The following is a 25935-nucleotide window of genomic DNA, read 5'->3' as shown; positions in this document are numbered from 1 at the left end:
AATCTCAGTCAAGGATATTGCACCCCACAGCGGTGAGCGGCGACCACGTCTTTCCAGCTTGAGTACAGCGGTGAGCCCCGCATAGTGCGCGACTACCTCGACTGATCCGTACGAGGCACAGAGCGACACACGGAAGGGCCCGGTTCCCCGAGAGGGGGAGCCGGGCCCTTCCGGCGTGCGGGCGTGCACGGCGCCGAGCTGTGCTGGACGCTGGGTGAACCGACATCACCGGAGAGTCAGGAGGCTCCATGCGTGGTTCCTACGCCCGAGCATTGACGGGTGCCCTGGGCTTGATCGCCGCCGCGGCCGGGCAGGTCGTCACCGCCGCCCCCGTGGCGGCCGACAGCGTCGTGGTGGGGGGCCGGACGGCCCAGATCACGGACGCGCCGTGGGTGGTCGCCCTGTCCAGCCGTGACCGGTTCGGGGGTACGCGGGCGGGTCAGTTCTGCGGAGGCGTGGTCGTCGCGCCGACCAAGGTCCTCACGGCGGCGCACTGCCTGGGCCGGGAGGTGCTCGGCGGCGAGCCCTGGGAACTGCGTGACTTCTCCGTCATCGCGGGGCGCGCGGCGCTGCGCGGGCAGGGCGGTCAGGAGGTCCGGATCTCGGACACCTGGGTCAATCCGGACTACGACCCGACGAGCAATGCGGGAGACCTGGCGGTGCTGACGCTCGTGAGCGCGCTGCCGCAGTCGTACGTGATCGGTGTGGCCCGCTCCGGGGACGCCGCGTACGCGCCGGGGACGGAGGCGGACGTCTACGGCTGGGGCGACACCACGGGCAACGGCACCTACGCCTCCACGCTGCGCACGGCGCGCGTCCAGGTGCTGCCGGACGCCTCGTGCGAGCGGGCGTACCCGGGCGGCTTCGGCGTCCGGTACCAGCGCGAGACGATGCTGTGCGCGGGCGACCCGCAGGGCGGCCGGGACGCGTGCCAGGGCGACAGCGGCGGCCCGCTGGTGGCCAAGGGGCTGCTGGTCGGCCTGGTCTCCTGGGGCAGCGGCTGCGGGCAGGCGGAGAATCCGGGCGTCTACACCCGGGTCTCGGCGGTGCTGCCGGCGCGGTACTGATCCCGGGCGGCCTGGTGGGCCGCGGGTTGGCCTGAGTCCGCGGGCCTGCCTGAGTCCGCGGTTCCGGCTGAGGACGAGAACGGGCGGCCACCCCCTGTGTGGGGGTGGCCGCCCGTCGTCCGGTCGGGGTCAGCGACCGGCCCTGAGCTCGTCGTGGATGGCGTCAGGCGTGGTCTTCGCCCTGCGTGCGCGACGGCACGTCCGTGAGCCGGTCCGTCTCATCCTGTATCTCAACGGCGATCTTCTTGAGTTCCGGCTCGAACTTACGTCCGTGGTGGGCGCAGAAGAGCAAGTCACCTCCGCTGGTCAGAACGACGCGCAGGTATGCCTGGGCGCCGCAGCGGTCGCAACGGTCAGCGGCCGTCAGGGGGCTCGCGGGGGTCAGAACAGTAGTCACGTCGCCTCTTCTCTAGCTCGACGAGCTGTCGTACCAGGGTCAACATCCAACCAGGCCGAAAACGTTCCCGCTCGTGGCTTTTCCTTGAAACTTCTTCTCAAGTGGCTGTCTGCTGCCGGTTGGCGGCGAATGAGCCGTATTGCGTCGCTCTACGGATTTCGCGTTGCTTGTGTCGGTTCGTCCTCCCGGCGTGGTTGCCGGTTGTTCATGAGGACGTGCCCGGAGCCTAAATGGTTCATGCCTGGAAGGGAACGTGATGTTCGCGTCACCCCATCGAGGGATCGAACATCCATGCGACTCTGGACTAGCATGAAGAATCAGGGTGGGTGGCGTGACAACGGCTCTACCAGGCATCGGTACCCTCTGAACCGGTGACCGACGCCGGGCCTTACCCCACTGGGCCACATTCCAAATTCAGCGAGGAGCGAACCGCGTGACCGCCGAAACGTCCGTGCCGTCCAGTGCGCTGCTGACCGCAGACCGTGACGCTTCCAATTACACCGCGCGGCACCTGCTCGTACTCGAAGGGCTCGAAGCGGTCCGCAAGCGCCCCGGCATGTACATCGGGTCCACCGACAGCCGCGGCCTGATGCACTGCATCTGGGAGATCATCGACAACTCGGTCGACGAGGCCCTCGGTGGCTTCTGCGACCACATCGAGGTCATCCTGCACGACGACGGCTCCGTCGAGGTCCAGGACAACGGCCGTGGCATCCCGGTCGACGTCGAGCCGAAGACGGGGCTCTCCGGCGTCGAGGTCGTCATGACCAAGCTGCACGCCGGCGGCAAGTTCGGCGGCGGGTCGTACGCCGCCTCCGGCGGCCTGCACGGCGTCGGCGCCTCCGTGGTCAACGCGCTGTCGGCCCGCCTCGACGTCGAGGTCGACCGCAACAGCGCGACCCACACGATCAGCTTCCGCCGCGGTGTCCCCGGCATCTTCACCGAGCAGGGCCCCGACAGCCCCTTCGACCCGGCCAACGGTCTCCTCAAGGGCAAGCGGGTCCCCAAGAACCGGACCGGCACGCGCATCCGCTACTGGGCCGACCGGCAGATCTTCCTCAAGGACGCCAAGCTCTCCCTGGAGACGCTCCACCAGCGCGCCCGGCAGACGGCCTTCCTCGTGCCCGGCCTCACGATCGTCGTCCGCGACGAGCGGGACCTCGCGGGGATCGGCAAGAGCGAGGAGACCTTCCGCTTCGACGGCGGCATCAGCGAGTTCTGCGAGTACCTCGCGCAGGACAAGGCCGTCTGCGACATCCAGCGGCTCACCGGACAGGGCACCTTCAAGGAGACCGTTCCGGTCCTCGACGAGCGCGGCCACATGACCCCGACCGAGGTCACCCGCGAGCTCGCCGTCGACGTCGCCCTGCGCTGGGGCACCGGCTACGACAGCACGGTCAAGTCCTTCGTCAACATCATCGCCACGCCCAAGGGCGGCACCCACGTCTCGGGCTTCGAGACGGCCGTCACCAAGACGGTGAACGAGGTGCTCCGCTCGGCGAAGATGCTGCGCGTCGCCGAGGACGACATCGTCAAGGACGACGCCCTCGAGGGGCTCACGGCCGTCGTCACGGTCCGCCTCGCCGAGCCGCAGTTCGAAGGCCAGACGAAGGAGGTCCTCGGTACCTCCGCCGCCCGCCGGATCGTGGCGAACGTGGTGGCCAAGGAGCTCAAGGCCTTCCTCACCTCCACCCGCCGGGACGCCAAGGCGCAGGCCAGAGCCGTCCTGGAGAAGGCCGTCGCCGCGGCCCGCACCCGGATCGCGGCCCGTCAGCACAAGGAGGCGCAGCGCCGGAAGACCGCGCTGGAGTCCTCCTCGCTGCCGGCCAAGCTCGCCGACTGCCGCAGCGACGACGTGGAGCGCAGCGAGCTCTTCATCGTCGAGGGAGACTCCGCACTCGGCACCGCCAAGCTCGCCCGCAACAGCGAGTTCCAGGCCCTGCTGCCGATCCGCGGCAAGATCCTCAACGTCCAGAAGTCCTCCGTCTCGGACATGCTCAAGAACGCCGAGTGCGGGGCGATCATCCAGGTCATAGGAGCCGGCTCGGGCCGCACCTTCGACATCGACGCGGCCCGGTACGGGAAGATCGTCCTGCTCGTCGACGCCGACGTCGACGGTGCCCACATCCGCTGCCTGCTGCTCACGCTCTTCCAGCGCTACATGCGGCCCATGGTCGAGGCCGGCCGGGTCTTCGCCGCCGTGCCGCCGCTGCACCGGATCGAGCTTGTCCAGCCCAAGAAGGGCCAGGACAAGTACGTCTACACGTACTCGGACAACGAGCTGCGGCAGACCCTCCTGGAGTTCCAGCGCAAGGGGGTCCGCTACAAGGACTCCATCCAGCGCTACAAGGGTCTCGGCGAGATGGACGCCGACCAGCTGGCGGAGACCACCATGGACCCGCGCCACCGCACCCTGCGCCGGATCAACATCGGCGACCTGGAAGCGGCGGAGCAGGTCTTCGACCTCCTCATGGGCAACGACGTGGCGCCCCGCAAGGAGTTCATCACCGGCTCGGCGGCGACGCTCGACCGCTCGCGCATCGACGCCTGACCTTCTCCACCCGTGGGTGGAGCCAGACGCTCCACCCGCGGGTCGATCACACGCTCGCCGACTCTCCGTAACATCGAGATGACGGAGGGGGACGGTCATGGACGACACACGCGACCGAGGTCGTACGGAGAGCAGCACGGGCGGTACGGGGACGGGGACGGGTACGAGTACGCGTACCTGGTGTCGCTGGCCTTCGCGCGAAGCGCTCACACGCGTAGGCGTGCCGCGGGGGCGCATGGTCCTCGACTACACCATGCTCGCGGGCCTGAGTGTCTGGGTGCTGACCGGGTGTTACACCTCCGGCGCCTTCGACGGCGGGTACGCGCTGGTGCCCCCGCTCGGGTTCGGGCTGTGCGTGGCGGCCGCGCTGGGCTTTCACCACACGACCCTCGAACACCGGGCGGCGGCGTCGCTCGGACTCCTCGGAGCGATGGCGCTCTGCGGCCTGGGGGCCTACGCCGTCGGCGCACCGACGGCGGCGACGGTGATGTGGATCGTCGTCTCGGTCATGGCGATGCAGCGGCTGCCGCTCCCCATAGGGCTGGCCACGGTGGCGGTGCTCGTCCCCGGGTTCGTGGAGGCCGATGAGACCGGGATCCTCGGCGCCGCCGGCACCACGGCTGCCGTGCTCCTCGCGGGCTACTCGCTCCGGCTGGACGCCGAGGCCAGGGGTGCGGGGTTCCAGCTGCTCGCCCAGGAGCGGCTCGCCAGAGAGGCGGAGGCCGCGTCGGCGGCGCTCGCCGAGAGGGCCAGGATCGCCCGCGAGATACATGACGTGCTCGCCCACAGCCTCTCCGCCCAGATGGTGCACCTGGAGGTCGCCCGGCTCCAGATCGAGGCCGGGGCCGAGCGGGCGGACATCCTCAAGCTGGTGACCTCGGCCCGTTCCATGGCGAGGGAGGGGCTCGCCGAGACCCGTCACGCGCTCTCCGCGCTGCGCGGGGACATGGCGCCCGTCGAGGACTATCTGCGGGAACTGGCGAGAGAGGACCGGGCGGAGGTCGATGTCTCCGGCGAGCGACGGGACCTGCCCGCCGAGGCCTCGCAGGCGGTGCGCCGGGTCGCGCAGGAGGCCCTGACCAACGTCCGCAAGCACGCCCCGGGGGCCAGGACCCGGATCCGGTTCGCCTATGGGACCGACGAGGTCTCCTTGGAGATACGCGACTCGGGGCCGCCCCGGTCCGCCGGCGGCCCCGAGGCGGGGCAGGGGCTGAGCGCCTCGGGTTCCGGGTACGGGCTGCTCGGTATGCGGGAGCGGGCCGAGCTGCTCGGCGGCAGCCTGGACGCAGGGTTCGAGGGGCCCGGGTTCACGGTGCGACTGCGGGTGCCGGCATGAGCGGCGTGGAGGGCTCGGGCGCCGCCCATGAGGCTCGGACCCTGCGGGTGGTCGTCGCCGACGATCAGGCCGTCGTGCGCGAGGGGATCGTGATGCTGCTCGGGCTGCTGCCGGGGATCGAGGTCGTGGGAGCGGCCCGGGACGGGGAGGAAGCGGTCGCGCTGGTCGGCGCGCACGAGCCCGACGTGGTGTTGATGGACCTGCGGATGCCTCGCTGCGACGGCGTCGAGGCCACCCGCAGGGTCCGCGAGCGCTTCCCCGCGACGGAGATCGTCGTGCTCACCACGTACGCCGACGACGACTCGCTGTTCCCGGCGCTTCGAGCCGGTGCGCGCGGCTACCTCACCAAGGACGCCGACGGCGCGGAGATCGCCCGCGCGCTACGGGACGTGGTCGACGGGCGGGCCGGGCTGTCGCCCGCCGTGCAGCGGCGGCTCCTGGAGCAGCTGATGGAGCGGCCGGAGGCGGGCGGGTGGACGGGGTCGGTTGGGTCGGCGGGGTCGGCGGGGTCGGCTGGGCCGGGGTCGGGGGGTGTGGCGGGGCCGGGCGGTCCGGCCGGGGCGACTGGGGTGGCCGGGGTGGCTGGAGCGACGGGGGTGCCGGGGGCGTCCGCGGGGACCGGGGCGGTGGGGGCAGTTGTGCCGACCGGGAGGGCGAGTGTGGCGGGGGCGGAGGGGGCGCCGGGGATGGAGGGTGCTGTTGGGGTGGATGGGCTGACGGAGAGGGAGACGGAGGTGTTGGTGCTGGTGGCGGAGGGGCTTTCCAATCAGGAGATCGCGGGGCGGTTGCGGATCTCCACGGCGACGGTGAAGACGCACATCAACAACCTCTTCGCCAAGGCCGGGGTGCGGGACCGGGCGCAGGCCGTGCGATACGCATATCAGCACGGTCTGGTCAGGGCACCCGGGGGAAGTGTCACCTGATGGGGTGAAGTGGGAGGGCAGAAGAGTCCGGGATCTTCCCGCTCTGTCCATCCTTGGGCACGCGGCCGAAACGGTTCGCTGACAAGGAGAGTTGACGGGTGGAGCAGGTGGACGAGCAGGAGGGGCGCGGCGCTTCGGCGATGCAGGTCGACGACCCCTGGTATGAGGCGACGGGCTCCGAGTGGGGTGAGCGGTCGGGGGGTGAGGCGCAAGGTGACGGCCGGCCCGACGGGGTTCCGGGGCAGCGGGTCCACAGCGCGGCGGAGATCTATCTGGAGGTCCAGCGGAGCCCCGCGTTCCAGGAAGTGCGCCGCCGATACCGCCGGTTCGTCTTCCCCGCCGCGCTCGCCTTCCTCCTCTGGTACCTCGCCTATGTCGTGGCGGCGACCGCGGCGCCCGGTCTCATGGCCCGGCCGGTGGCCGGGGCGGTGAACGTGGCGATGGTCGCCGGGCTCGGGCAGTTCCTCACCACCTTCGTGCTGACCTGGGCCTACGCGCGGCACGCGCGGCTGCGCAGGGATCGGGCGGCGCTGGAACTGCGCTGGGACACGCAGGAGATGACGCGAGGGGCGGTGCAGCGGTGAGCGGAGGACATCAGACGCTGGCGCTCGTGCTGTTCAGTGTGTTCATCGCGGTCACCCTGGGGATCACCACCTGGGTGAGCCGCAACCGGCACGGTTCGGCAGAGGAGTTCTATGCCGGGGGCCGGCTGTTCTCCCCGCTGGAGAACGGGTTCGCGATCGCCGGCGACTACATGTCGGCGGCCTCGTTCCTCGGCATCTCCGGGCTGATCGCGCTCTACGGCTACGACGGCATGCTGTACTCCGTCGGGTTCCTCGTCGCCTGGCTGGTCGTGCTGCTGCTGGTGGCGGAACTGGTGCGGAACTGCGGCCGGTTCACGCTCGCCGACGTCGTCGCCGCGCGGATGGCCGAGCGGCCGGTGCGCGTCGCCGCCGGTACGTCCTCGGTGGCGGTCTCGGTGCTGTACCTCGTCGCCCAGATGGTGGGCGCCGGGAGCCTGGTCGCCCTGCTGCTCGGCGGCACCAGCGAGGCGGCCCGGTCGTGGACGGTGATCGGGGTGGGGGCGCTGATGGTGATCTACGTGTCGCTCGGCGGCATGCGGGCCACCACCTGGATCCAGATCGTCAAGGCGGTCCTGCTCATGGCGGGCACGATCGTGCTGACCGTCCTGGTCCTGCTCCGGTTCCACGGCGATGTGAACAGCCTGCTGTCCACGGCGGCCGCACGCAGCGGGCACGGCCTGGACTTCCTCGCTCCCGGGCTCCGCTACGGCGGGGACTGGACGTCCCGGCTCGACTTCATCAGCCTCGGCATCGCGCTCGTCCTGGGCACCGCGGGGCTGCCGCACATCCTGTCCCGCTTCTACACCGTGCCGACCGCCCGGGCCGCCCGTCGCTCGGTCGTCTGGTCCATCGGGCTCATCGGCGGCTTCTATCTGATGACCATCGTGCTGGGCTTCGGAGCGGCCGCGTTGATCGGCCCGGACGCGGTCCGCGCCTCGAACGCCTCGGGGAACACCGCCGTGCCGCTGCTCGCCCTCGATCTCGGCGGCGGGGCGGGTTCCACCGGCGGCACGGTGCTCTTCGCGATCGTCGCGGCCGTGGCCTTCGCGACCATCCTCGCCGTCGTCGCCGGCATCACGCTCGCCTCCTCGGCCTCCGTCGCCCACGACCTCTACAGCTCCCTGCGGAGGCGGCACGCGAAGCAGTACAGCGAGGTCGCGGTGGCCCGGGTGGCCGCCGCGGTGATCGGCGCCGCCGCCATCGGACTCGGGCTGCTCGCCCGCGATCTCAACGTGGCCTTCCTCGTCGGACTGGCCTTCGCGGTCGCGGCCTCCGCCAATCTGCCGGTGCTGCTGTACTCGCTGTTCTGGCGGAAGTTCACCACCCGGGGCGCGGTCTGGTCCGTGTACGGAGGGCTGATCCCGGCGGTGCTGCTCGTCCTGGTCTCGCCGGTCGTCTCCGGCAGCCCGGAGTCGCTCTTCCCCGGCGTCGACTTCCAGCTCTTCCCGCTGCAGAACCCGGGCGTCGTCTCCATCCCGCTCGGCTTCCTCGCCGGCTGGATCGGCACGGTCACCTCGGCCGAGCCACCGGACGAGGCGCGCCACGCCGAGACCGAGGTCCGCGCGCTGACCGGCGCGGGCGCCGTCTGACAGGCCCCCGCATGGGCCTCGGCCCCGCGCTTCTCAGCCGGTGGGCGGGGAGGCCGTCCAGGCGTAGCGGTGTTCGGGGCGGCCGGTTTCGCCGTAACGGAGGGAGAGGCGTACGCGGCCGGTGCGTTCGAGGAGTTTGAGGTAGCGCTGGGCGGTCTGGCGGCTGACTCCGGCGCGTTCGGCGATCTCCTGGGCGGAGAGAGGTCCGGTGGCGGCCAGCAGGACCTGGCGGACCAGTTCGGCCGTGGTGGGGGAGTGGCCCTTGGGGAGGTCCGGGGCGACGGAGCCGGCGGCCAGGACGCCGAAGATCCGGTCGACCTCGGCCTGTTCGGCCTCGCCCCCGCTCTCCAGGGTGCGGCGGAGGGCGGCGTACGCCTCCAGCTTGGCGCGCAGTCCCGCGAAGTTGAACGGCTTCACCAGGTACTGGAGGGCGCCGTGGCGCATCGCCGCCTGGACGGTCGCCACGTCCCGGGCGGCCGTCACCATGATCACGTCGCACTGGTGGCCGCGCGCGCGGAGCTCCCGTACGGCCGCGAGACCGTTCTCGTCGGGCAGGTAGTGGTCCAGGAGGATCAGGTCCACCGGCTGCTCGTCCAGGGCGGCGAGCGCCTCCGCGGTCGAGTGGGCGGTGGCGACCACACGGAAACCGGCCGTCTTGGCGACGTAGGCGGCGTTGATCCGGGCGACCCGTACGTCGTCGTCCACCACGAGCACGTCGATCATCGCGCCTCCTCGGCGCTCTCCGGCGCGAACGGTACGGGCACGGTGAGCGCGTCCGGCAGGACGACGGTGAACTCGGCGCCTCCGTCGGGGCCCGCGGCGACCCGCGCGGTGCCGCCACGGCGCTCGGCGAGGCGGCGGACGAGGGCGAGCCCCAGACCCCGCTTGCCGTGCGAGGGGAGGGCCTTCGTCGTCCAGCCCTCCGTGAAGATCAGCTCGCGGCGCTCCTCGGGGACCCCGGGGCCGCTGTCCGAGACCCGCAGCACGACCGTACGGCCCTCGGCGTGGAAGGAGAGCCCGACCCGGGCGCCGGGGGTGCCCGCGACGGCGTCCAGGGCGTTGTCGACGAGGTTGCCGACGACGGTGACCAGCTCGCGGGGGTCGACGAGACGGTCGGGCAGCAGCGAGTCGGGGGCGAGGCGCAGGGAGACACCGCGTTCGGCGGCGACGGTGGCCTTGCCGACGAGGAGCGCGGCGAGGAGCGGGTCGTGGATCTTCTCCGTGACCTGCTCGGCGGTGGCCCGGTGGACGCCGACGACCTCGGTGACGAACTCGACCGCCTCGTCGTGCATCTCCAGCTCCAGGAGGCCCAGGAGGGTGTGCAGCCGGTTGGCGTGCTCGTGGTCCTGGGCGCGCAGGGCGTCGATCAGGCCGCGCGTCGAGTCCAGCTCGCGGCCGAGGTGCTCCAGTTCGGTGCGGTCGCGCAGGGTCGCCACGGCGCCGCCGTCGTCCGTGGGCATCCGGTTGGCGATCAGCACCCGGTGTCCCCGGACGGTGACCAGGTCGTCGCCGGTGACCCGGCCCGCGAGGACGTCCGCCGTACGGCCGGTGCCGAGGACCTCGTCGAGCGGCCGGCCCGCCGCGTCGGGGCCGAGGCCGAGGAGCCGCTGCGCCTCGTCGTTCATCAGGCGTACGGAGCCGTTGCGGTCCAGGGCGACGACGCCTTCGCGGATGCCGTGCAGCATGGCCTCGCGTTCGGCGAGCAGCGCGGAGATGTCGGAGAAGGCCAGGTCGTGGGTCTGCCGCTGGAGGCGCCGGGAGATCAGGTAGGCGGCGAGCGCCCCGGCGGCCAGGGCGCCGCCCGCGTAGGCGAGGAGGCCGGGAATGGCCGCGAGGAGCCGGTCCCGGACGCTGTCGTACTCGATGCCCACGGACACGGCGCCGACGATCCGGCCGTCCGCGTTCCGCAGCGGCACCTTGCCGCGCGCCGAGCGGCCGAGGGTGCCGTTGTCGATCTCCATCACCTCGTGCCCGGCGAGGACGCTGCTCGGGTCGGTGGAGACGAGCCTGCCGATCTGGGCGGGGTCGGTGTGCGACCAGCGGATGCCGCGGGTGTCCATGACCACGACGTACTCGGCGCCGGTCGCGGCGCGGATCCGCTCGGCCTCCGTCTGCACCGGGCCCCGCGCGGACGGCCGCGTTCCGGTGAGGTCGGCGGCGAGCCGCGGCGACGCGGTGGTGTCGGCGATGGCCAGGGCCTGTCGCATGGCCTGGTCGTCCAGCTGCGCGCTGAGCGGAGCCAGGAAGAGCCCCGTGGCGAGGATCGTCACACCGGTCGCGATGGCCAGCTGCATCAGCAGGACCTGCGAGAACACCCGCTGCGGCCAGCCGAACCGCCGGCGGCGCGCCGGTGGGCGCGCGGGGCTGGTCTGTGCGGGGCTCATGGCGGAAACGGTACGGCGACACGCCCCGCGACCGGAAATGGCGGCAAGGGCGACGCGGGGCCGGGCACGCCCCGCGGCCGGAAACGGGAGGCCGGGATCGGATGCCGGCGCCGTGGCCCGCGGGCCCGTGCTGCCTATCCTGGGGTTTTCCCACGGCCGTGGGGTACGGAGAAAGACCGGAGGCACGTCCCTTGACCACGCAGCAGATCCCCGTCGTCGTACTCGCCGGGTTTCTCGGGGCCGGGAAGACCACGCTCCTGAACCATGTGCTGCGCAGCGCCCGGGGCACCCGTATCGGCGTCATGGTCAACGACTTCGGGGACATCGGCATCGACGCGATGACCGTCGCCGGGCAGGTCGGCTCCACCGTCTCGCTGGGCAACGGGTGCCTCTGCTGCGCCGTGGACGCGAGCGAGCTCGACGAGTACCTGGAGGTCCTGGCCCGGCCCTCGTCGCGGCTCGACGTGATCGTCATCGAGGCGAGCGGCCTCGCGGAGCCGCAGGAACTGGTCCGGATGGTGCTCGCCAGCGAGAACGAGCGGATCGTCTACGGCGGGCTCGTCCAGGTCGTCGACGCGGCCGAGTTCTCCGCCACCCGGGAGCGGCACCCCGAGACCGACCGGCACCTGCCGATCGCCGACCTCGTCGTGGTGAACAAGGCCGACCGGGTCACCGAGGAGGAGCTGCGGTCCGTCCACGACACGGTGCGCGGCCTCGCGGGCAAGGCCGTGGTGGTCGACGCCCGGCACGGGCGGGTCGACCCGGAGCTGCTCTTCGACCGGGTGGTCCCCGAGGGGGAGATCGAGGGGCAGATGTCCATCGAGGACATCCTGTACGGCGAGGACGACCCGCACGCCCACCCGCACGCCGCGTACGAGACCGTCTCGCTCGCGGCAGCGACCCCGCTTGACCCGCGCCGGCTCATGGCGTTCCTGGACGCCCGGCCCGAGGGTCTCTACCGGATCAAGGGCTTCGTCGACTTCGGCGCCGCCGACCCGGTCAACCGCTACACGGTGCACGCGGTCGGCCGCTTCCTGCGCTTCTACCCCGAGCCGTGGCCCGAGGGCGAGGAGCGGCTCACCCAGCTCGTCCTGATCGGCTCCGGCATCGACGCCGCGGGCCTGCGCAAGGAACTCGCCTCCTGCGAGCTGAACGGCCCGCAGGACGCCCCCGACGAACACGCCATGTGGGGCGTCCTGCGGTACGTCCCGCAGACGGAGGAGGAGCCGGACGAGGCGTAGGGGGTGTCTTGCCAATCAGCAAGACACCCCCTGGCCCCGTCCGGCTCCTCAGGAAGATCCCGTCCGGTCAGCTCGCCGGGCCGGCCACCACGTCGACTGGCTGGGGCAGCGGGGTGCCGGAGCCGTCGCGGCGGGGGTCGGGCTCCGGCAGCGGCACCGGGGCGCCGTTCTTCTGCGCGGCGCGGGCCGGGGTGGCGCCGGCCCAGGCGAAGGTCAGGATGTCCTCGCCCTTGAGGAAGCGCTGGCAGCGGACGCCGCCGGTGGCGCGGCCCTTGCGGGGGTACTGGTCGAAGGGGGTCAGCTTCGCCGACGTACCCGCCGAGTCGAGGGTGCCCGTGGAGCCCGCGACGGTGAAGACGACGGCCTCCGCCGCCGGATCGACCGCCGTGAACGAGAGCACCTCGGCGCCCGGGGTCAGCTTGATGCCCGCCATGCCGCCCGCCGGGCGGCCCTGGGGCCTTACCTGCGAGGCCTGGTAGCGGAGCAGCTGGGCGTCGGAGGTGATGAAGACCAGGTCCTCCTCGCCGGTGCGCAGTTCGGTCGCGCCGACGATCCGGTCACCGTCCTTGAGGGTGATGACCTCCAGCTCGTCCTTGTTCGCCGGGTAGTCCGGGACCACGCGCTTCACCACGCCCTGGACCGTGCCGAGGGCGAGGCCCGGCGAGGACTCGTCGAGGGTGGTCAGGCAGACCACCGTCTCGTCGGCCTCCAGGGTGAGGAACTCGGAGAGCGGCGCGCCGCCCGCCAGGTTCGGGGCGCTCGCCGTGTCGGGGAGCTGCGGCAGGTCGATCACCGCGACGCGGAGCAGCCGGCCGGCCGAGGTCACCGCTCCGACGTCACCGCGCTGGGTGGCGGCCACTGCGGAGACGACGACGTCGTGCTTGACGCGCGCGGCCTCCGGGTCGACCGGGGGCAGCTCGGCCGTCGCCGTACGGGCGAGGAGGCCGGTGGATGAGAGCAGGACCCGGCAGGGGTCGTCGGCGACCTCGAGGGAGACGGCGGCGACGGGCGCGCCGGCGGATTCGAGCAGGACGGTCCGCCGGTCGGTGGCGAACTTCTTGGCGACGGCGGCCAGCTCCGCGGAGACGAGCTTGCGCAGCTCCGCGTCCGATTCGAGGATGCCGGTCAGTTCGTCGATCTCGCCGTTGAGCCGGTCGCGCTCGGTCTCCAGCTCCAGGCGGTCGAACTTGGTGAGGCGGCGCAGCGGGGTGTCCAGGATGTACTGCGTCTGGACCTCGCTCAGCGAGAAGCGCTCCATCAGGCGCTCCTTGGCCTGTGCGGAGTTCTCGCTCTCGCGGATGAGGCGGATGACCTCGTCGATGTCGAGCAGGGCGATGAGCAGGCCGAGGACGAGGTGGAGCCGGTCGCGCTTCTTGGTGCGGCGGAACTCGGAGCGGCGGCGGACGACCTCGAAGCGGTGGTCGAGGTAGACCTCGAGGAGCTCCTTGAGGCCGAGGGTGAGGGGCTGTCCGTCGACCAGCGCCACGTTGTTGATGCCGAAGGACTCCTCCATCGGCGTCAGCTTGTAGAGCTGTTCGAGGACCGCCTCGGGCACGAAGCCGTTCTTGATCTCGATGACGAGCCGCAGGCCGTGGCTGCGGTCGGTGAGGTCCTTGACGTCGGCGATGCCCTGGAGCTTCTTGGAGCCGACCAGGTCCTTGATCTTGGAGATGACCTTCTCGGGGCCGACCGTGAACGGCAGCTCGGTGACGATGATGCCCTTGCGGCGGGCGGTCACCGTCTCCACGGTGGCGGTGGCGCGGATCTTGAAGGAGCCGCGGCCCGACTCGTAGGCGTCCTTGATGCCGGAGAGGCCGACGATCCGGCCGCCGGTGGGCAGGTCGGGGCCGGGGACGAACCGCATGAGCGTCTCGAGGTCGGCGCTCGGGTGCCGGATCAGGTGCCGGGCGGCCGCGATCACCTCGCCGAGGTTGTGCGGCGGCATGTTGGTCGCCATGCCGACCGCGATGCCCGAGGCGCCGTTCACCAGCAGGTTCGGGTACGCGGCGGGGAGCGCGACCGGCTCCTGCTCCTGGCCGTCGTAGTTGGGCGAGAAGTCGACCGTGTCCTCGTCGATGGACTCGGTCATGAGCAGGGCGGCCGGGGCCATCCGCGACTCGGTGTACCGCATGGCGGCCGGCGGGTCGTCGTTGCCCAGGGAGCCGAAGTTGCCGTGGCCGTCGACGAGGGGCAGCCGCATGGAGAAGGGCTGTGCCATGCGGACCATGGCGTCGTAGATCGACGCGTCGCCGTGCGGGTGCAGCTTGCCCATCACCTCGCCGACGACGCGGGCGCACTTGACGAACCCCCGGTCGGGGCGGAGGCCCATCTCGCCCATCTGGTAGACGATGCGGCGCTGGACGGGCTTCATGCCGTCGCGGGCGTCGGGGAGCGCGCGCGAGTAGATCACCGAGTACGCGTACTCGAGGAAGGAGCCCTGCATCTCGTCGACGACGTCGATGTCGAGGATTCGCTCCTCGAACGCGTCGTCCGGCGGCGGTGTCTTCGTGCTGCGGCGGGCCATCGCGGCTGCGGCTCCTTCACCAACAAGGTTGATCTGACGCGGACCATTGTGGACCGTGCCACCGACAACGCCGACCTCGACCCGGAAGAGGGACATCGGGACCCGGCGGGAACTTCGCGAGGTGTCGGCGCGCTTGCATACAGTGGCAGGACTTTTTCACATCGCGATCGAAGGGACGTACATGCCCATGGGTCACACGGCCACGGCCGAGGCCGGCTCCGGCGGCCTGACAGCGACCGAGCACCGGTTGGCGAACGGCCTGCGCGTGGTGCTCTCGGAGGACCACCTGACCCCGGTCGCCGCGGTCTGCCTCTGGTACGACGTCGGTTCGCGCCACGAGGTCGAGGGGCGCACGGGCCTCGCCCACCTCTTCGAGCACCTGATGTTCCAGGGCTCGAAGCAGGTCCACGGGAACGGCCACTTCGAGCTGGTGCAGGGCGCCGGCGGCTCGCTCAACGGCACGACGAGCTTCGAGCGCACCAACTACTTCGAGACCATGCCCACGCACCAGCTGGAGCTCGCGCTCTGGCTGGAGGCCGACCGCATGGGCTCGCTGCTCGCGGCCCTGGACGACGAGTCCATGGAGAACCAGCGGGACGTCGTCAAGAACGAGCGCCGCCAGCGCTACGACAACGTGCCGTACGGCACCGCCTTCGAGAAGCTCACCGCCCTCGCGTACCCGGAGGGCCACCCCTACCACCACACGCCGATCGGTTCGATGGCCGACCTGGACGCGGCGACGCTGGAGGACGCGCGGAACTTCTTCCGCACGTACTACGCGCCGAACAACGCGGTGCTGTCGGTCGTCGGCGACATCGACCCGGCGCAGACCCTGGCGTGGATCGAGAAGTACTTCGGTTCCATCCCGCAGCACGACGGCAAGCGGCCGCCGCGTGACGGCTCGCTGCCCGAGGTCATCGGGGAGCAGCTGCGCGAGGTCGTCGAGGAGGAGGTCCCGGCCCGCGCGCTGATGGCCGCCTACCGGCTGCCGCACGACGGCACGCGCGAGTGCGACGCCGCCGACCTGGCCCTGACGGTGCTCGGTGGCGGCGAGTCCTCCCGGCTGCACAACCGGCTGGTCCGCCGCGACCGCACGGCCGTCGCCGCCGGCTTCGGCCTGCTGCGGCTCGCCGGCGCGCCCTCGCTGGGCTGGCTGGACGTGAAGACCTCCGGTGGCGTCGAGGTCCCCGAGATCGAGGCCGCCGTCGACGAGGAGCTCGCCCGCTTCGCCGCCGAGGGCCCCACGCCCGAGGAGATGGAGCGCGCGCAGGCCCAGTTGGAGCGCGAGTGGCTCGACCGGCTCGGCACCGTCGCGGGCCGCGCCGACGAACTGTGCCGGTTCGCCGTGCTGTTCGGCGACCCGCAGCTCGCCCTCACCGCCGTCGACCGGGTCCTGGACGTCACCGCCGAGGAGGTGCAGGCGGTCGCGAAGGCCAAGCTGCGCCCCGACAACCGCGCGGTGCTGGTCTACGAGCCGCTGGCGGCCGAGCAGGGCGAAGACGACGGCGATGACGAGGAAGAGGGAGCGGACCAGTGACCGACGCTGCCGTGTCTTTGACGAGCATGGACTTCCACCCGCAGCCGGCGCCGGGCGTCGCCAGGCCCTGGGCCTTCCCGGCCCCGGACCGCGGGAAGCTGGACAACGGCCTGACGCTGCTGACCAGTCACCGCCCCGGTCAGCAGGTGGTGGCCGTGGAGATCTTCCTGCCCGCCCCGCTGGACGCGGAGCCCGCCGGTCTCGACGGCGTCGCCACCATCATGGCCCGCGCGCTCTCGGAGGGTACGGACCGGCGCAGCGCCGAGGAGTTCGCGGCCGAGCTCGAGCGCTGCGGTGCCACGCTCGACGCGCACGCCGACCACCCGGGCGTGCGGGTCTCCCTCGAGGTCCCCGTCTCCCGGCTGCCGAAGGCGCTCGGGCTGCTCTCCGAGGCCCTGATCGCTCCGGCGTTCCTGGAGACCGAGGTCGAGCGCCTGGTGCGCAACCGGCTCGACGAGATCCCGCACGAGACGGCCAACCCGGGCCGCCGCGCCGCGAAGCAGCTCTCCAAGGAGCTGTTCCCCGCCGAGTCCCGGATGTCCCGGCCGCGCCAGGGCACCGAGGAGACCGTCGCGGCGATCGACGCCGCGGCCGTCCGCGCCTTCTACGAGGCGCACGTCCGGCCGGCCACGGCCACGGCCGTGGTGGTCGGCGACCTGACCGGCGTGGACCTCGACAAGGTCCTGGCGGAGACGCTGGGCGCCTGGACGGGCGAGCCGGCCGAGCCGCTCCCGATGCCGCCGATCACCGCCGACGACACCGGACGGGTCGTCATCGTGGACCGCCCGGGCGCCGTCCAGACCCAGCTGCTCATCGGCCGGGTCGGCCCGGACCGGCACGACCGCGTCTGGCCGGCCCAGGTCCTCGGCACGTACTGCCTGGGCGGCACCCTGACCTCGCGTCTGGACCGGGTCCTGCGCGAGGAGAAGGGCTACACGTACGGCGTGCGGGCCTTCGGTCAGGTGCTCCGCTCGGACGCCGAGGGGAACGGCGCCTCGATGCTGGCCATCAGCGGCTCCATCGACACACCCAACACCGGTCCGGCACTCGACGACCTGTGGAAGGTGCTGCGCACCCTCGCCGCCGAAGGCCTCACGGACGCGGAGCGCGAGACGGCCGTGCAGAACCTGGTGGGGGTGGCACCGCTCAAGTACGAGACGGCGGCCTCCGTCGCCGGGACGCTCGCCGACCAGGTCGAGCAGCACCTCCCGGACGATTTCCAGGCCCAGTTGTACGCGCGCCTGGCCGAGACCGGCACCGTCGAGGCGACCGCCGCCGTGGTCAGCGCCTTCCCGGTGGACCGGCTGGTGACCGTGCTCGTCGGCGACGCGGCGCAGATCGCGGAGCCGGTGCGGGCGCTCGGCATCGGTGAAGTGACCGTCGTGACGGGCTGATTCCGGCTCCGGCGTGACAACGGGAGGGCCCCGGCAGCAGATTCGCCGGGGTCCTCCCGTATGTCCGTATTGATGAGAAGAATGATCATTTGCCCTGTGGCATGTCTTACAAAAAGCGTGTCTGGTTGGTGATTGAAAGACGATCCGCATAGCGTCGGTGCGGCTGTTCGCCAGTTGCACCCGCCGCATCCGCGGCATCGGACAGTCATCGCCGAGTCCCCGTCAGGCGCGAGCCTGGGGAGCCGGGGACCCACATCAGTCCCTGGGGTGAATCGGACGCCTTCGTGCCGCACGGAGGGGTCCGTAGGAGACCTTCCTGCTCCGAACCCGTCAGCTAACCCGGTAGGCGAGAAGGAAGGAAAGGATCAGCCACTACATGGCGTTCACCCGTGCCACCGGGAAGCATCGTGGTCCGAGCCGGATGGCGCGCCGCAGCGTGGGCATCGCCGGCGTCGCGACCCTCGCCACCACCGGGGTCATCGGAACCCTCGCCTCCCCGGCGCTCGCCGCCGACACGGACAACCGCTCCGCCGAGGACACCGGCCTCACCCAGGTGATCACCGAGACCTCCCTCGTGGACCGGATCAACGCCCAGGCCGCCGCCCAGGAGCAGGAGGCCGTCGAGGCCGTCGCCCTCGCGAAGGCCAAGGCCGAGGCGAAGCGCAAGGCCGAGGCCCGCGCCAAGGAGATCCGCCAGGAGCGCGAGCGCGCCGCCCGCGAGGCCGAGCGTCGCCGTCTGGCTTCCTTCCAGCTCCCCGTCGCCGGCTCGTACGTCTCCACCGGCTACAAGACCGGCGGCTCGCTCTGGTCCTCCGGCAGCCACTCCGGCGTCGACTTCCACGCCGCCTACGGCAGCCGGGTCGTCTCCGTCGGCTCCGGCACCGTCGTCGAGGCCGGCTGGGGCGGCGCGTACGGCAACAACATCGTGATCCGGATGAACGACGGCACGTACACCCAGTACGGGCACCTCTCCTCCATCGGCGTCCACGTCGGCCAGACCGTCGAGCCCGGCCAGCAGATCGGCATCTCCGGCTCGACCGGCAACTCCACCGGTCCGCACCTCCACTTCGAGGCGCGCACGACCGCCGAGTACGGCTCCGACATCAACCCGATCGCCTACCTCCGCGCCCGCGGCGTCAACCTCTGACCCCGTCCGGCCCGGTTCCGCACCGCGTCGCAAAAGCCCCGGCTCGTACTGAGCCGGGGCTTTTCGTCGGCCGTCACACGGTCGAATACCGCCATGGATTCCCCCGGGGCATCGGAAATCCCGGCGTGCTGCAATAGAGTCGATGATCAGGCGCAGAACAGGCGCCGCTCGAATTGTCTCGCGCGGACCAAGGCGGAGGTCGGACATGCGCATTCCCGCGCATTCGGTATGCACGGCGATCCGGGACGACATCGTCAACGGCGTCTACGAGCGGGGCGGCCGGCTGACCGAGGAACAGCTCGCACGCCGGTACGGGGTCTCCCGCGTCCCGGTCCGCGAAGCCCTGCGCACCCTGGAGTCCGAGGGCTTCGTCGTCACCCGCCGGCACGCGGGCGCGCACGTCGCCGAGCCCACCGAGCAGGAGGCCGCCGACCTCCTCGACATGCGGTCGCTGCTGGAACCCCTGGGCGCCGCGCGGGCCGCGCAGCGGCGCACCGACGCCCACCTCAAGGTGCTGCGCGGCCTGGTCAGGCTGGGGCAGGAGCGGGCCAGGCGCGGCCAGGGCGAGGATCTGCGCTCGCTCGGCGGCTGGTTCCACGAGACGCTCGCGCAGGCCTCGGGCAGCCCGCCGCTGACGGCGCTGCTCACCCAGCTGCGGCACAAGATCGCCTGGATGTACGCCGTGGACCAGCCCGCCCAGCCGGTGGAGGCCTGGGCCGAGCACGGCGCCATCGTGGACGCGGTGGCGCGCGGCGACGCCGAACGGGCCAGGGCGCTGACGGTCCTGCACGCGGAACGCTCATTGTCGCTGCACCGGCTCAAAAAGCCGGAGCGGGGCCGTGTGAGGGTTTCGCAACATGCAGTCAACACGGCGAGTGCCCGGAATTAACGTGGCCGCCGTATAAAAAGGACAGGCATTCAGTCGCGATATTCGTGCTGCCCTAAAAGCTTGATTTCGATGAATCGGGCCCCGTGATCGACCGCCCGCATACGAATGGCCGTGGTCACCGGAATTCCGGCGGCCACGGCCATAAGTCGTGCGAGGGGGACCGGATCAGACGGTCTCGGGGAGCTCGTCCAGGCCCTCGGCGACCAGCTTCGCGAGACGGTCGAGCGCGGCCTCGGCGCCGTCGGCGTCCGAAGCGAGGACGATCTCCTCGCCGCCCTGGGCGCCCAGGCCGAGCACCGCGAGCATGGACGCGGCGTTCACGGGGGTGCCGTCGGACTTGGCGATCGTCACCGGCACGCCGGAAGCCGTGGCGGCACGGACGAAGATGGACGCGGGGCGGGCGTGCAGGCCCTCGGCCCAGCCGACGTTGACGCGGCGCTCAGCCATGGTGTTGCCCTTCAAGTCTCAAGCGGGTTGTCTAGACCAGTCTCTCATGTGCTGCGTGGTGCTCGCGCCGACCTTCGGCCCGGATCGGACCGCCTTTCGGCCCTCCCTACCTTGCACGGCGCGCACCCGCCGCGCGAGCGGTGCCAGGGTCGTGTCGCGGCCGTAGGCTGACCCCATGCAGAGCGCGTCGGAGCAGTCGGAAGCGGGGGGACGACCGGCCCCGCCGGCCCCGCAGGAGCACCCCTACCCCGACCACTGGGAAGCGGACGTGGTCCTCCGCGACGGCGGCACCGCGCGCATCAGGCCCATCACCGCCGACGACGCCGACCGTCTGGTCAGCTTCTACGAGCAGGTCTCGGATGAGTCGAAGTACTACCGCTTCTTCGCGCCCTACCCGCGCCTCTCCGCCAAGGACGTCCACCGCTTTACCCACCACGACTTCGTGGACCGGGTCGGACTCGCGGCGACGGTGGGCGGCGAGTTCATCGCCACCGTGCGCTACGACCGCATCAACGCCCAGGGCATGCCCGCCTCCGCGCCGGCCGACGAGGCCGAGGTCGCCTTCCTCGTCCAGGACGCCCACCAGGGGAGAGGCGTCGCCTCCGCCCTCCTCGAACACATCGCGGCCGTGGCGCGCGAGCGGGACATCCGGCGCTTCGCCGCCGAGGTGCTCCCCGCCAACAACAAGATGATCAAGGTCTTCACGGACGCCGGCTACACCCAGAAGCGCAGCTTCGAGGACGGCTCCGTACGGCTTCACCTCGACCTCGAACCCACCGACCGCTCCCTCGCCGTCCAGCGCGCCCGGGAACAGCGAGCCGAGGCGCGCTCCGTGCAGCGGCTCCTCACCCCCCGCTCCGTCGCCGTCATCGGCGCCGGACGCACACCGGGCGGCGTCGGCCGCACCGTCCTGCGCAACCTGATCGGGGCCGGCTTCACCGGGCGGGTGTACGCGGTGAACGCGGCCCTCACCGACGAGACCGGGCAGCTCGACGGCGTCCCCGCCCACTCCTCGGTCGGCGCCATCGGGGAGCCGGTCGACCTGGCGATCGTCGCCGTCCCCGCCGAGCGGGTGCCGGAGGTCGTCGCGGACTGCGGCGAACACGGCGTCCGCGGCCTCGTCGTGCTCTCCGCCGGATACGCCGAGAGCGGGCCCGCCGGCCGCGACCGGCAGCGGGAACTCGTACGGCAGGCCCGCTCGTACGGCATGCGGATCATCGGACCCAACGCCTTCGGGATCATCAACACCGCCGGCGACGTGCGGCTCAACGCATCGCTCGCCCCGCAGATGCCCGGCGCCGGCCGCATCGGGCTCTTCGCCCAGTCCGGCGCCATCGGGATCGCCCTGCTCGCCGGCCTCCACCGGCACGGCGCGGGCCTCTCCTCCTTCATCTCGGCCGGCAACCGCGCCGACGTCTCCGGCAACGACTTCCTCCAGCACTGGTACGACGACCCCGGCACCGACGTCGTCCTCCTCTACCTGGAGTCGATCGGCAACCCCCGCAAGTTCACCCGGCTCGCCCGCCGCACCGCCGCCGTCAAACCGGTCGTCGTCGTCAAGGGCGCCCGGCATAGCGGCAGCGCCCCGCCCGGCCACCGGGTGCCCGTCACCCGCATCCCGCACGCCACGGTCTCCGCGCTGCTCCGGCAGGCCGGGGTGATCCGCGTCGACACCATCACCGAACTCGTCGACGCCGGACTGCTCCTCGCCGCCCAGCCGCTGCCCGCCGGACCCCGCGTCGCGATCCTCGGCAACTCCGAGTCGCTCGGCCTCCTCACGTACGACGCCTGCCTGACGGAGGGGCTGCGCCCGCTGCGCCCGCTCGACCTCACGACGGAGGCGGAACCGGCCGACTTCCGGGACGCGCTGGCGGCGGCGCTCGCGGACGAGACCTCCGACGCGGTCGTCGTCACCGCGATCCCCTGGGTCGGGGAGAACGGCGCCACCGAGTTCGGCGACGGCGAGGTCCTCGCGGCCGCCCTCCGCGAGGCCGTCGCCTCCGCCCCCGCGCCCACCAAGCCCGTCGTCGTCGTCCACGTCGAGATGGGCGGCCTCGCCGAGGCCCTCGCCGTCGCCACCAGCACCCGCCCGACCGCACCGGGCCGCCCGGCCCCCCGCCGCACCGACGAGACCGCGCCGACGACCCCGGGCGCCCCGACGACCTCGGGCACGTCCACGCCGCCGGCTCCGGGCACGTCCGCGCCGCCGACCCCGGGCATGCCCGCGCCTACGGCCCCGGGCACCTCCGCGCCGACGGCCCCGGGCACGGCAGAGGCACAATCACAGGCACCCACTACGCACCCGAACCCGAACCCGCACCCGAACCCGAACCCGGCCCCGGCCCCGGCCCCGGACCCGGACCCGGCCCCGGTCCCCACCCCGACCCCGTCCCCCGCCACCATCCCCGCCTACCCCGCCGCCGAGCGGGCCGTGCGGGCGTTGGCGGAGGCCGTGCGGTACGGGCAGTGGCGGCGGCAGGCGGCGGAGCCGGGGCGGGTGCCCGAGTACGAGGACATCGACGAGGCCGGGGCGGCGGCGCTCATCGAGCGCGCGCTCGGCGCACGGGAGGGCGAGGACGCGGAGGCCAGGGGTGTGACCCTCGGCACCGACGAGGCCGGTGAACTGCTGGCCCGGTACGGGATCGCCGTACTGCCGACCCTGCCCGCGCCCACCCCCGACGCCGCCGTCGCGGCCGCCGCCCGGCTCGGCTACCCCGTCGCCCTGAAGACGACCGCGCCGCACCTCCGGCACCGCCCCGACCTCGGCGGCGTCCGGCTCGACCTGGCGACCGAGGAGCAGCTCCGCACGGCGTACGCCGAACTGACCGAGGTGCTCGGCAAGCCGGAGGAGCTGCTTCCGGTCGTCCAGGCGATGGTGCCCCGGGGCGTCGACACCGTCGTCCGCTCCGCCATCGACCCGGCCGTCGGCGCCGTCCTCTCCTTCGGCCTCTCCGGCGCGGCCTCCGAGCTGCTCGGCGACACGGCCCACCGGCTGGTGCCGGCCACCGACCGGGACGTCTCCGAACTCGTCCGCTCACTGCGCACCGCGCCGCTGCTCTTCGGCTGGCGCGGCTCCGCCCCCGTCGACACCCCCGCCCTGGAGGAGCTGCTGCTCCGCGTCTCGCGGCTCGTCGACGACCACCCCGAGGTGGTCGCCGTGTCGCTGGAGCCGGTGGTCGTGGCACCCCGCGGGCTCTCCGTCCTCGGCGCCACCGTCCGGCTGGCCCCGCCCCCGCCCCGTACCGACCTCGGCCCCCGCAGCCTGCCGAGCTACTGACGGGGGCCGGAGGGGGCCCGAGGCCCCGTAGGATGGAGTCCATGGCAAAGAGCGGTACGACGACCCAGGGGCTGCGCGCGGCGATCGAGCGCAGCGGCTACTACCCGGCCCTCGTGGCCGAGGCGGTGGAGGCCGCCGTCGGCGGTGAGGCCGTCGGGTCGTACGTGGTCCACCAGGAGACCACCTTCGACGCGAACGAGGTCCGGCGTCACGTCACGGTCCTCGTCCTGACGCCGCACCGCTTCATCGTCAGCCACACCGACGAGCAGGCCGCCGACACGAGCTCGCCGACCCCGTACGCCACGACCTCGACCGAGTCCGTGAAGCTGGACCGGATCTCCTCGGTCGTCGTGAGCCGCATGGTGGCCAACCCCGAGGCGTACACGCCGGGCACGCTGCCCCGCGAGGTCGTCCTCACCATCGGCTGGGGCGCCGTGTCGCGCATCGACCTGGAGCCCGCCGCCTGCGGCGACTCCAACTGTGACGCCGACCACGGCTACACGGGCAACGCCACCGCCGACGACCTCAGCCTGCGGGTGAGCGAGGCCGGGGACGGCCCGGACACCGTCCGGCAGACGCTCGCGTTCGCGCAGGCGCTCTCCGAAGCCATCGCGGCGACCGCCGCGCCCGCCCGCTGATGGCGCAGCCCGCCGCGATGACCCACGGCTGGCCCGACGACCCGGTTCCGCTCGCGCCGGCGAGCGCGCCGGTGCCCGAGTACACCTCCGGTTCGCTGGGCGACCTGCTGCCGACGCTGGTGGCGGGGCAGGGCGTGCCCGGCTTCGACCCGCGGATCGCGGAGCTCGCCCCGGCCGACCGGAACTGCGTCTTCCTGATCGACGGGCTGGGCTGGGAGCAGATCAAGGCCCACCCGGACGAGGCTCCCTATCTGACCTCGCTCCTCGGCTCCTCGCGCGGCGGCACGGGCCGCCCGATCACGGCGGGCTTCCCCGCCACGACGGCGACCTCGCTGGCCTCCGTCGGCACCGGGCGCTACCCCGGCACCCACGGCCTGCCCGGTTACACGGTGCGCAACCCGGAGACCGGCGAGCTGATGAACCAGCTGCGCTGGAAGCCGTGGACCTCGCCGCACGTGTGGCAGCCGTACCCCACGGTCTTCGGGCTGGCGCACGAGGCCGGGGTCCACACCGCGCAGGTGTCGTCCCCGATCTTCGAGCAGACCCCGCTCACCAAGGTCGCGCTCAGCGGCGGAACGTTTCACGGGCGGCTCTCCGGCGAGGAGCGGATGGACTTCGCCGCCGAGCAGCTCGCGGCGGGCGACCGCTCGCTGGTCTACACGTACTACAGCGAACTCGACGGCGCCGGACACCGCTTCGGCATCGACTCCGACGCCTGGCGCGGCCAGCTGATGTTCGTGGACCGGCTGGTCCAGCGGCTCGCCGAGCAGCTGCCGCCGCGCTCGGCCCTGTACGTCACCGCCGATCACGGCATGGTCGACATCCCGTTCGACGAAGAGCACCGCATCGACTTCGACGAGGACTGGGAGCTGCGTGCCGGCGTCGCCCTGCTCGGCGGCGAGGGGCGTGCCCGGCACGTCTACGCGGTGCCGGGTGCCGAGGCGGACGTCCTCACCTGCTGGCGCGAGGTCGTGGGCGAGCAGTTCTGGGTGGCGAGCCGTGACGAGGCCATCTCCCTGGGCTGGTTCGGCGACGAGGTCGACGAGCGGGTGTACGGCCGGATCGGCGATGTCGTCGTCGCGGCCCACGACGACGTCGCGATCACCGCTTCCGTCAACGAGCCCCACGAGTCCGCGATGGCCGGCATGCACGGGTCGATGACCCCGGCGGAACAGCTGGTCCCGCTGCTCGAAGTGCGTTCCTGACCCGTCCGCCCCCACCCCGTCCCTCCTCTCCCCACGCCCCGAAAGGTCCCCGACCCGTCATGCCCGAGCTGGTCTTCTTCTCCGGAACGATGGATTGCGGGAAGAGCACCCTGGCCCTCCAGATCGGGCACAACCGGTCGGCCCGCGGGCTCCAGGGCGTGATCTTCACCCGTGACGACAGGGCGGGCGAGGGCAAGCTCTCCTCGCGCCTCGGCCTGGTGACGGAGGCGGTCGAGGCGGGGGAGGGCATGGACCTCTACGCCTACCTGGTGGGCCTGCTCTCGCAGGGCGGCAAGGCGGACTACGTGATCGTGGACGAGGCGCAGTTCCTCGCGCCCGAGCAGATCGACCAGCTCGCCCGGATCGTCGACGACCTCGGCATGGACGTCTTCGCCTTCGGCATCACGACGGACTTCCGGACCAAGCTCTTCCCCGGCTCGCAGCGGCTGATCGAGCTGGCGGACCGGATCGAGCAGCTCCAGGTCGAGGCGCTGTGCTGGTGCGGCGCGCGAGCCACGCACAACGCCCGCACGGTGGGCGGCGAGATGGTCGTCGAGGGCGAGCAGGTCGTCGTCGGCGATGTGAACCAGCCGTCGGAAGAGGTCGGTTACGAGGTGCTCTGCCGCCGCCACCACCGGCGCCGCATGACCTCGGCCGCCGCCCGCGCGGGCGCGCTGTCCCCGGACGTCCTGCCGGTCAACCAGAGCTGACCGACGCCTTCCGGGCTCCCGGCTCCCGTGCGGTGAGCGGCGGGTGACGAGCGGCGGGCGCCAAGTGGGGGCTACGCGCCACGGATCGCCCCGTC

Annotated in this window: 20 protein-coding genes and 1 riboswitch; of the genes, 15 read left to right on the top strand and 5 right to left on the bottom strand. The window is 72.2% G+C overall.

What is annotated here, in order from left to right; genetic code table 11:
• The first annotated feature begins 248 nt into the window (after positions 1-248).
• On the top strand, positions 249-1067 hold the full coding sequence (locus ACZ7G1_RS37255) for a S1 family serine peptidase (protein WP_470881417.1): 819 nt from the start codon (positions 249-251) through the stop codon (positions 1065-1067).
• Positions 1068-1230: 163 nt separating this feature from the next.
• Here ACZ7G1_RS37255 and ACZ7G1_RS37250 read toward each other — a convergent pair whose 3' ends face one another.
• The gene (locus tag ACZ7G1_RS37250; RefSeq protein WP_352018598.1) at positions 1231-1464 is read right to left on the bottom strand and encodes a DUF7455 domain-containing protein; all 234 of its coding nucleotides are present in this window, start codon (positions 1462-1464) and stop codon (positions 1231-1233) included.
• A 433-nt stretch (positions 1465-1897) separates the two neighbouring features.
• Between ACZ7G1_RS37250 and ACZ7G1_RS37245 the strand changes: the two genes are divergently transcribed.
• From ACZ7G1_RS37245 to ACZ7G1_RS37225, 5 genes are all read left to right on the top strand, one after another.
• Positions 1898-4015: a DNA gyrase/topoisomerase IV subunit B gene (locus ACZ7G1_RS37245; RefSeq protein ID WP_470881415.1), complete on the top strand. Its 2118-nt coding sequence runs from the start codon at positions 1898-1900 to the stop codon at positions 4013-4015.
• A gap of 97 nt (positions 4016-4112) precedes the next feature.
• The gene (locus tag ACZ7G1_RS37240) at positions 4113-5351 is read left to right on the top strand and encodes a sensor histidine kinase (RefSeq protein WP_470881413.1); all 1239 of its coding nucleotides are present in this window, start codon (positions 4113-4115) and stop codon (positions 5349-5351) included.
• Positions 5348-6274, top strand: coding sequence for a response regulator (locus ACZ7G1_RS37235; protein WP_470881411.1), 927 nt, complete (start codon positions 5348-5350; stop codon positions 6272-6274). The genes ACZ7G1_RS37240 and ACZ7G1_RS37235 overlap by 4 nt, the downstream gene beginning before the upstream one ends.
• Before the next feature lie 98 nt (positions 6275-6372).
• Positions 6373-6858 carry a DUF485 domain-containing protein gene (locus tag ACZ7G1_RS37230; RefSeq protein WP_470881410.1) on the top strand — a complete coding sequence of 162 codons (486 nt, stop codon included), beginning with the start codon at positions 6373-6375 and terminating at the stop codon, positions 6856-6858.
• A complete protein-coding gene (locus ACZ7G1_RS37225) occupies positions 6855-8447 on the top strand; it encodes a solute symporter family protein (protein WP_470881408.1) in 1593 nt (530 codons plus the stop codon). The genes ACZ7G1_RS37230 and ACZ7G1_RS37225 overlap by 4 nt, the downstream gene beginning before the upstream one ends.
• A gap of 33 nt (positions 8448-8480) precedes the next feature.
• On the opposite strand, the gene ACZ7G1_RS37220 is transcribed toward ACZ7G1_RS37225, so the two are convergent.
• Both ACZ7G1_RS37220 and ACZ7G1_RS37215 read right to left on the bottom strand, forming a co-directional pair.
• Positions 8481-9170, bottom strand: a complete 690-nt coding sequence (locus ACZ7G1_RS37220) for a DUF7342 family protein (protein WP_470881406.1) — start codon at positions 9168-9170, stop codon at positions 8481-8483.
• Positions 9167-10831, bottom strand: coding sequence for a sensor histidine kinase (locus tag ACZ7G1_RS37215; RefSeq protein ID WP_470881404.1), 1665 nt, complete (start codon positions 10829-10831; stop codon positions 9167-9169). The genes ACZ7G1_RS37220 and ACZ7G1_RS37215 overlap by 4 nt, the downstream gene beginning before the upstream one ends.
• Positions 10832-11022: 191 nt before the next feature.
• Here ACZ7G1_RS37215 and ACZ7G1_RS37210 point away from each other — a divergent pair, with 191 nt between their 5' ends.
• On the top strand, positions 11023-12072 hold the full coding sequence (locus ACZ7G1_RS37210) for a CobW family GTP-binding protein (protein ID WP_470881403.1): 1050 nt from the start codon (positions 11023-11025) through the stop codon (positions 12070-12072).
• Between the two features lie 67 nt (positions 12073-12139).
• Here ACZ7G1_RS37210 and ACZ7G1_RS37205 read toward each other — a convergent pair whose 3' ends face one another.
• Positions 12140-14596, bottom strand: coding sequence for a DNA gyrase/topoisomerase IV subunit A (locus tag ACZ7G1_RS37205; protein ID WP_470881401.1), 2457 nt, complete (start codon positions 14594-14596; stop codon positions 12140-12142).
• A gap of 187 nt (positions 14597-14783) precedes the next feature.
• Between ACZ7G1_RS37205 and ACZ7G1_RS37200 the strand changes: the two genes are divergently transcribed.
• From ACZ7G1_RS37200 to ACZ7G1_RS37185, 4 genes are all read left to right on the top strand, one after another.
• Positions 14784-16133 carry a M16 family metallopeptidase gene (locus ACZ7G1_RS37200; protein ID WP_470881421.1) on the top strand — a complete coding sequence of 450 codons (1350 nt, stop codon included), beginning with the start codon at positions 14784-14786 and terminating at the stop codon, positions 16131-16133.
• Complete coding sequence (locus ACZ7G1_RS37195) at positions 16130-17527, top strand: M16 family metallopeptidase (protein WP_470881399.1); 1398 nt, start codon at positions 16130-16132, stop codon at positions 17525-17527. The genes ACZ7G1_RS37200 and ACZ7G1_RS37195 overlap by 4 nt, the downstream gene beginning before the upstream one ends.
• A 199-nt stretch (positions 17528-17726) precedes the next feature.
• Positions 17727-17891: riboswitch (cyclic di-AMP (ydaO/yuaA leader) on the top strand.
• A 12-nt stretch (positions 17892-17903) separates the two neighbouring features.
• Positions 17904-18674, top strand: a complete 771-nt coding sequence (locus tag ACZ7G1_RS37190; RefSeq protein WP_470881397.1) for a M23 family metallopeptidase — start codon at positions 17904-17906, stop codon at positions 18672-18674.
• A gap of 205 nt (positions 18675-18879) precedes the next feature.
• The gene (locus ACZ7G1_RS37185; RefSeq protein ID WP_470881396.1) at positions 18880-19563 is read left to right on the top strand and encodes a GntR family transcriptional regulator; all 684 of its coding nucleotides are present in this window, start codon (positions 18880-18882) and stop codon (positions 19561-19563) included.
• Positions 19564-19728: 165 nt separating this feature from the next.
• Here ACZ7G1_RS37185 and ACZ7G1_RS37180 read toward each other — a convergent pair whose 3' ends face one another.
• On the bottom strand, positions 19729-20010 hold the full coding sequence (locus tag ACZ7G1_RS37180; protein ID WP_121828411.1) for an HPr family phosphocarrier protein: 282 nt from the start codon (positions 20008-20010) through the stop codon (positions 19729-19731).
• Between the two features lie 175 nt (positions 20011-20185).
• Here ACZ7G1_RS37180 and ACZ7G1_RS37175 point away from each other — a divergent pair, with 175 nt between their 5' ends.
• Genes ACZ7G1_RS37175 through ACZ7G1_RS37160 form a run of 4 tightly spaced genes read left to right on the top strand, consistent with a single transcriptional unit; the run spans position 20186 to position 25840 of the window.
• Positions 20186-23287, top strand: a complete 3102-nt coding sequence (locus tag ACZ7G1_RS37175; RefSeq protein ID WP_470881393.1) for a bifunctional acetate--CoA ligase family protein/GNAT family N-acetyltransferase — start codon at positions 20186-20188, stop codon at positions 23285-23287.
• Between the two features lie 41 nt (positions 23288-23328).
• A complete protein-coding gene (locus ACZ7G1_RS37170; RefSeq protein ID WP_470881391.1) occupies positions 23329-23925 on the top strand; it encodes a DUF5998 family protein in 597 nt (198 codons plus the stop codon).
• The gene (locus ACZ7G1_RS37165; protein ID WP_470881390.1) at positions 23925-25130 is read left to right on the top strand and encodes an alkaline phosphatase family protein; all 1206 of its coding nucleotides are present in this window, start codon (positions 23925-23927) and stop codon (positions 25128-25130) included. Before ACZ7G1_RS37170 ends, ACZ7G1_RS37165 begins: the two co-directional genes overlap by 1 nt.
• Before the next feature lie 59 nt (positions 25131-25189).
• Positions 25190-25840, top strand: coding sequence for a thymidine kinase (locus ACZ7G1_RS37160; RefSeq protein ID WP_470881388.1), 651 nt, complete (start codon positions 25190-25192; stop codon positions 25838-25840).
• Positions 25841-25935 lie beyond the last annotated feature (95 nt).

This window comes from Streptomyces sp. NPDC037273 (assembly GCF_055603625.1).
Note: the sequence above shows the minus strand (reverse complement) of the source record. Positions and strands in the feature narration are given on the sequence as shown.

Excerpts from the sequence above, each read along its gene's own strand:
- ACZ7G1_RS37255 (WP_470881417.1), top strand. The coding sequence starts at position 249 with ATGCGTGGTTCCTACGCCCGAGCATTGACGGGTGCCCTGGGCTTGATC.
- ACZ7G1_RS37240 (WP_470881413.1), top strand. The coding sequence starts at position 4,113 with ATGGACGACACACGCGACCGAGGTCGTACGGAGAGCAGCACGGGCGGT.
- ACZ7G1_RS37235 (WP_470881411.1), top strand. The coding sequence starts at position 5,348 with ATGAGCGGCGTGGAGGGCTCGGGCGCCGCCCATGAGGCTCGGACCCTG.
- ACZ7G1_RS37220 (WP_470881406.1), bottom strand. The coding sequence starts at position 9,170 with ATGATCGACGTGCTCGTGGTGGACGACGACGTACGGGTCGCCCGGATC.
- ACZ7G1_RS37215 (WP_470881404.1), bottom strand. The coding sequence starts at position 10,831 with ATGAGCCCCGCACAGACCAGCCCCGCGCGCCCACCGGCGCGCCGCCGG.
- ACZ7G1_RS37205 (WP_470881401.1), bottom strand. The coding sequence starts at position 14,596 with ATGGCCCGCCGCAGCACGAAGACACCGCCGCCGGACGACGCGTTCGAG.
- ACZ7G1_RS37200 (WP_470881421.1), top strand. The coding sequence starts at position 14,784 with ATGGGTCACACGGCCACGGCCGAGGCCGGCTCCGGCGGCCTGACAGCG.
- ACZ7G1_RS37190 (WP_470881397.1), top strand. The coding sequence starts at position 17,904 with ATGGCGTTCACCCGTGCCACCGGGAAGCATCGTGGTCCGAGCCGGATG.
- ACZ7G1_RS37185 (WP_470881396.1), top strand. The coding sequence starts at position 18,880 with ATGCGCATTCCCGCGCATTCGGTATGCACGGCGATCCGGGACGACATC.
- ACZ7G1_RS37180 (WP_121828411.1), bottom strand. The coding sequence starts at position 20,010 with ATGGCTGAGCGCCGCGTCAACGTCGGCTGGGCCGAGGGCCTGCACGCC.
- ACZ7G1_RS37175 (WP_470881393.1), top strand. The coding sequence starts at position 20,186 with ATGCAGAGCGCGTCGGAGCAGTCGGAAGCGGGGGGACGACCGGCCCCG.
- ACZ7G1_RS37170 (WP_470881391.1), top strand. The coding sequence starts at position 23,329 with ATGGCAAAGAGCGGTACGACGACCCAGGGGCTGCGCGCGGCGATCGAG.
- ACZ7G1_RS37165 (WP_470881390.1), top strand. The coding sequence starts at position 23,925 with ATGGCGCAGCCCGCCGCGATGACCCACGGCTGGCCCGACGACCCGGTT.
- ACZ7G1_RS37160 (WP_470881388.1), top strand. The coding sequence starts at position 25,190 with ATGCCCGAGCTGGTCTTCTTCTCCGGAACGATGGATTGCGGGAAGAGC.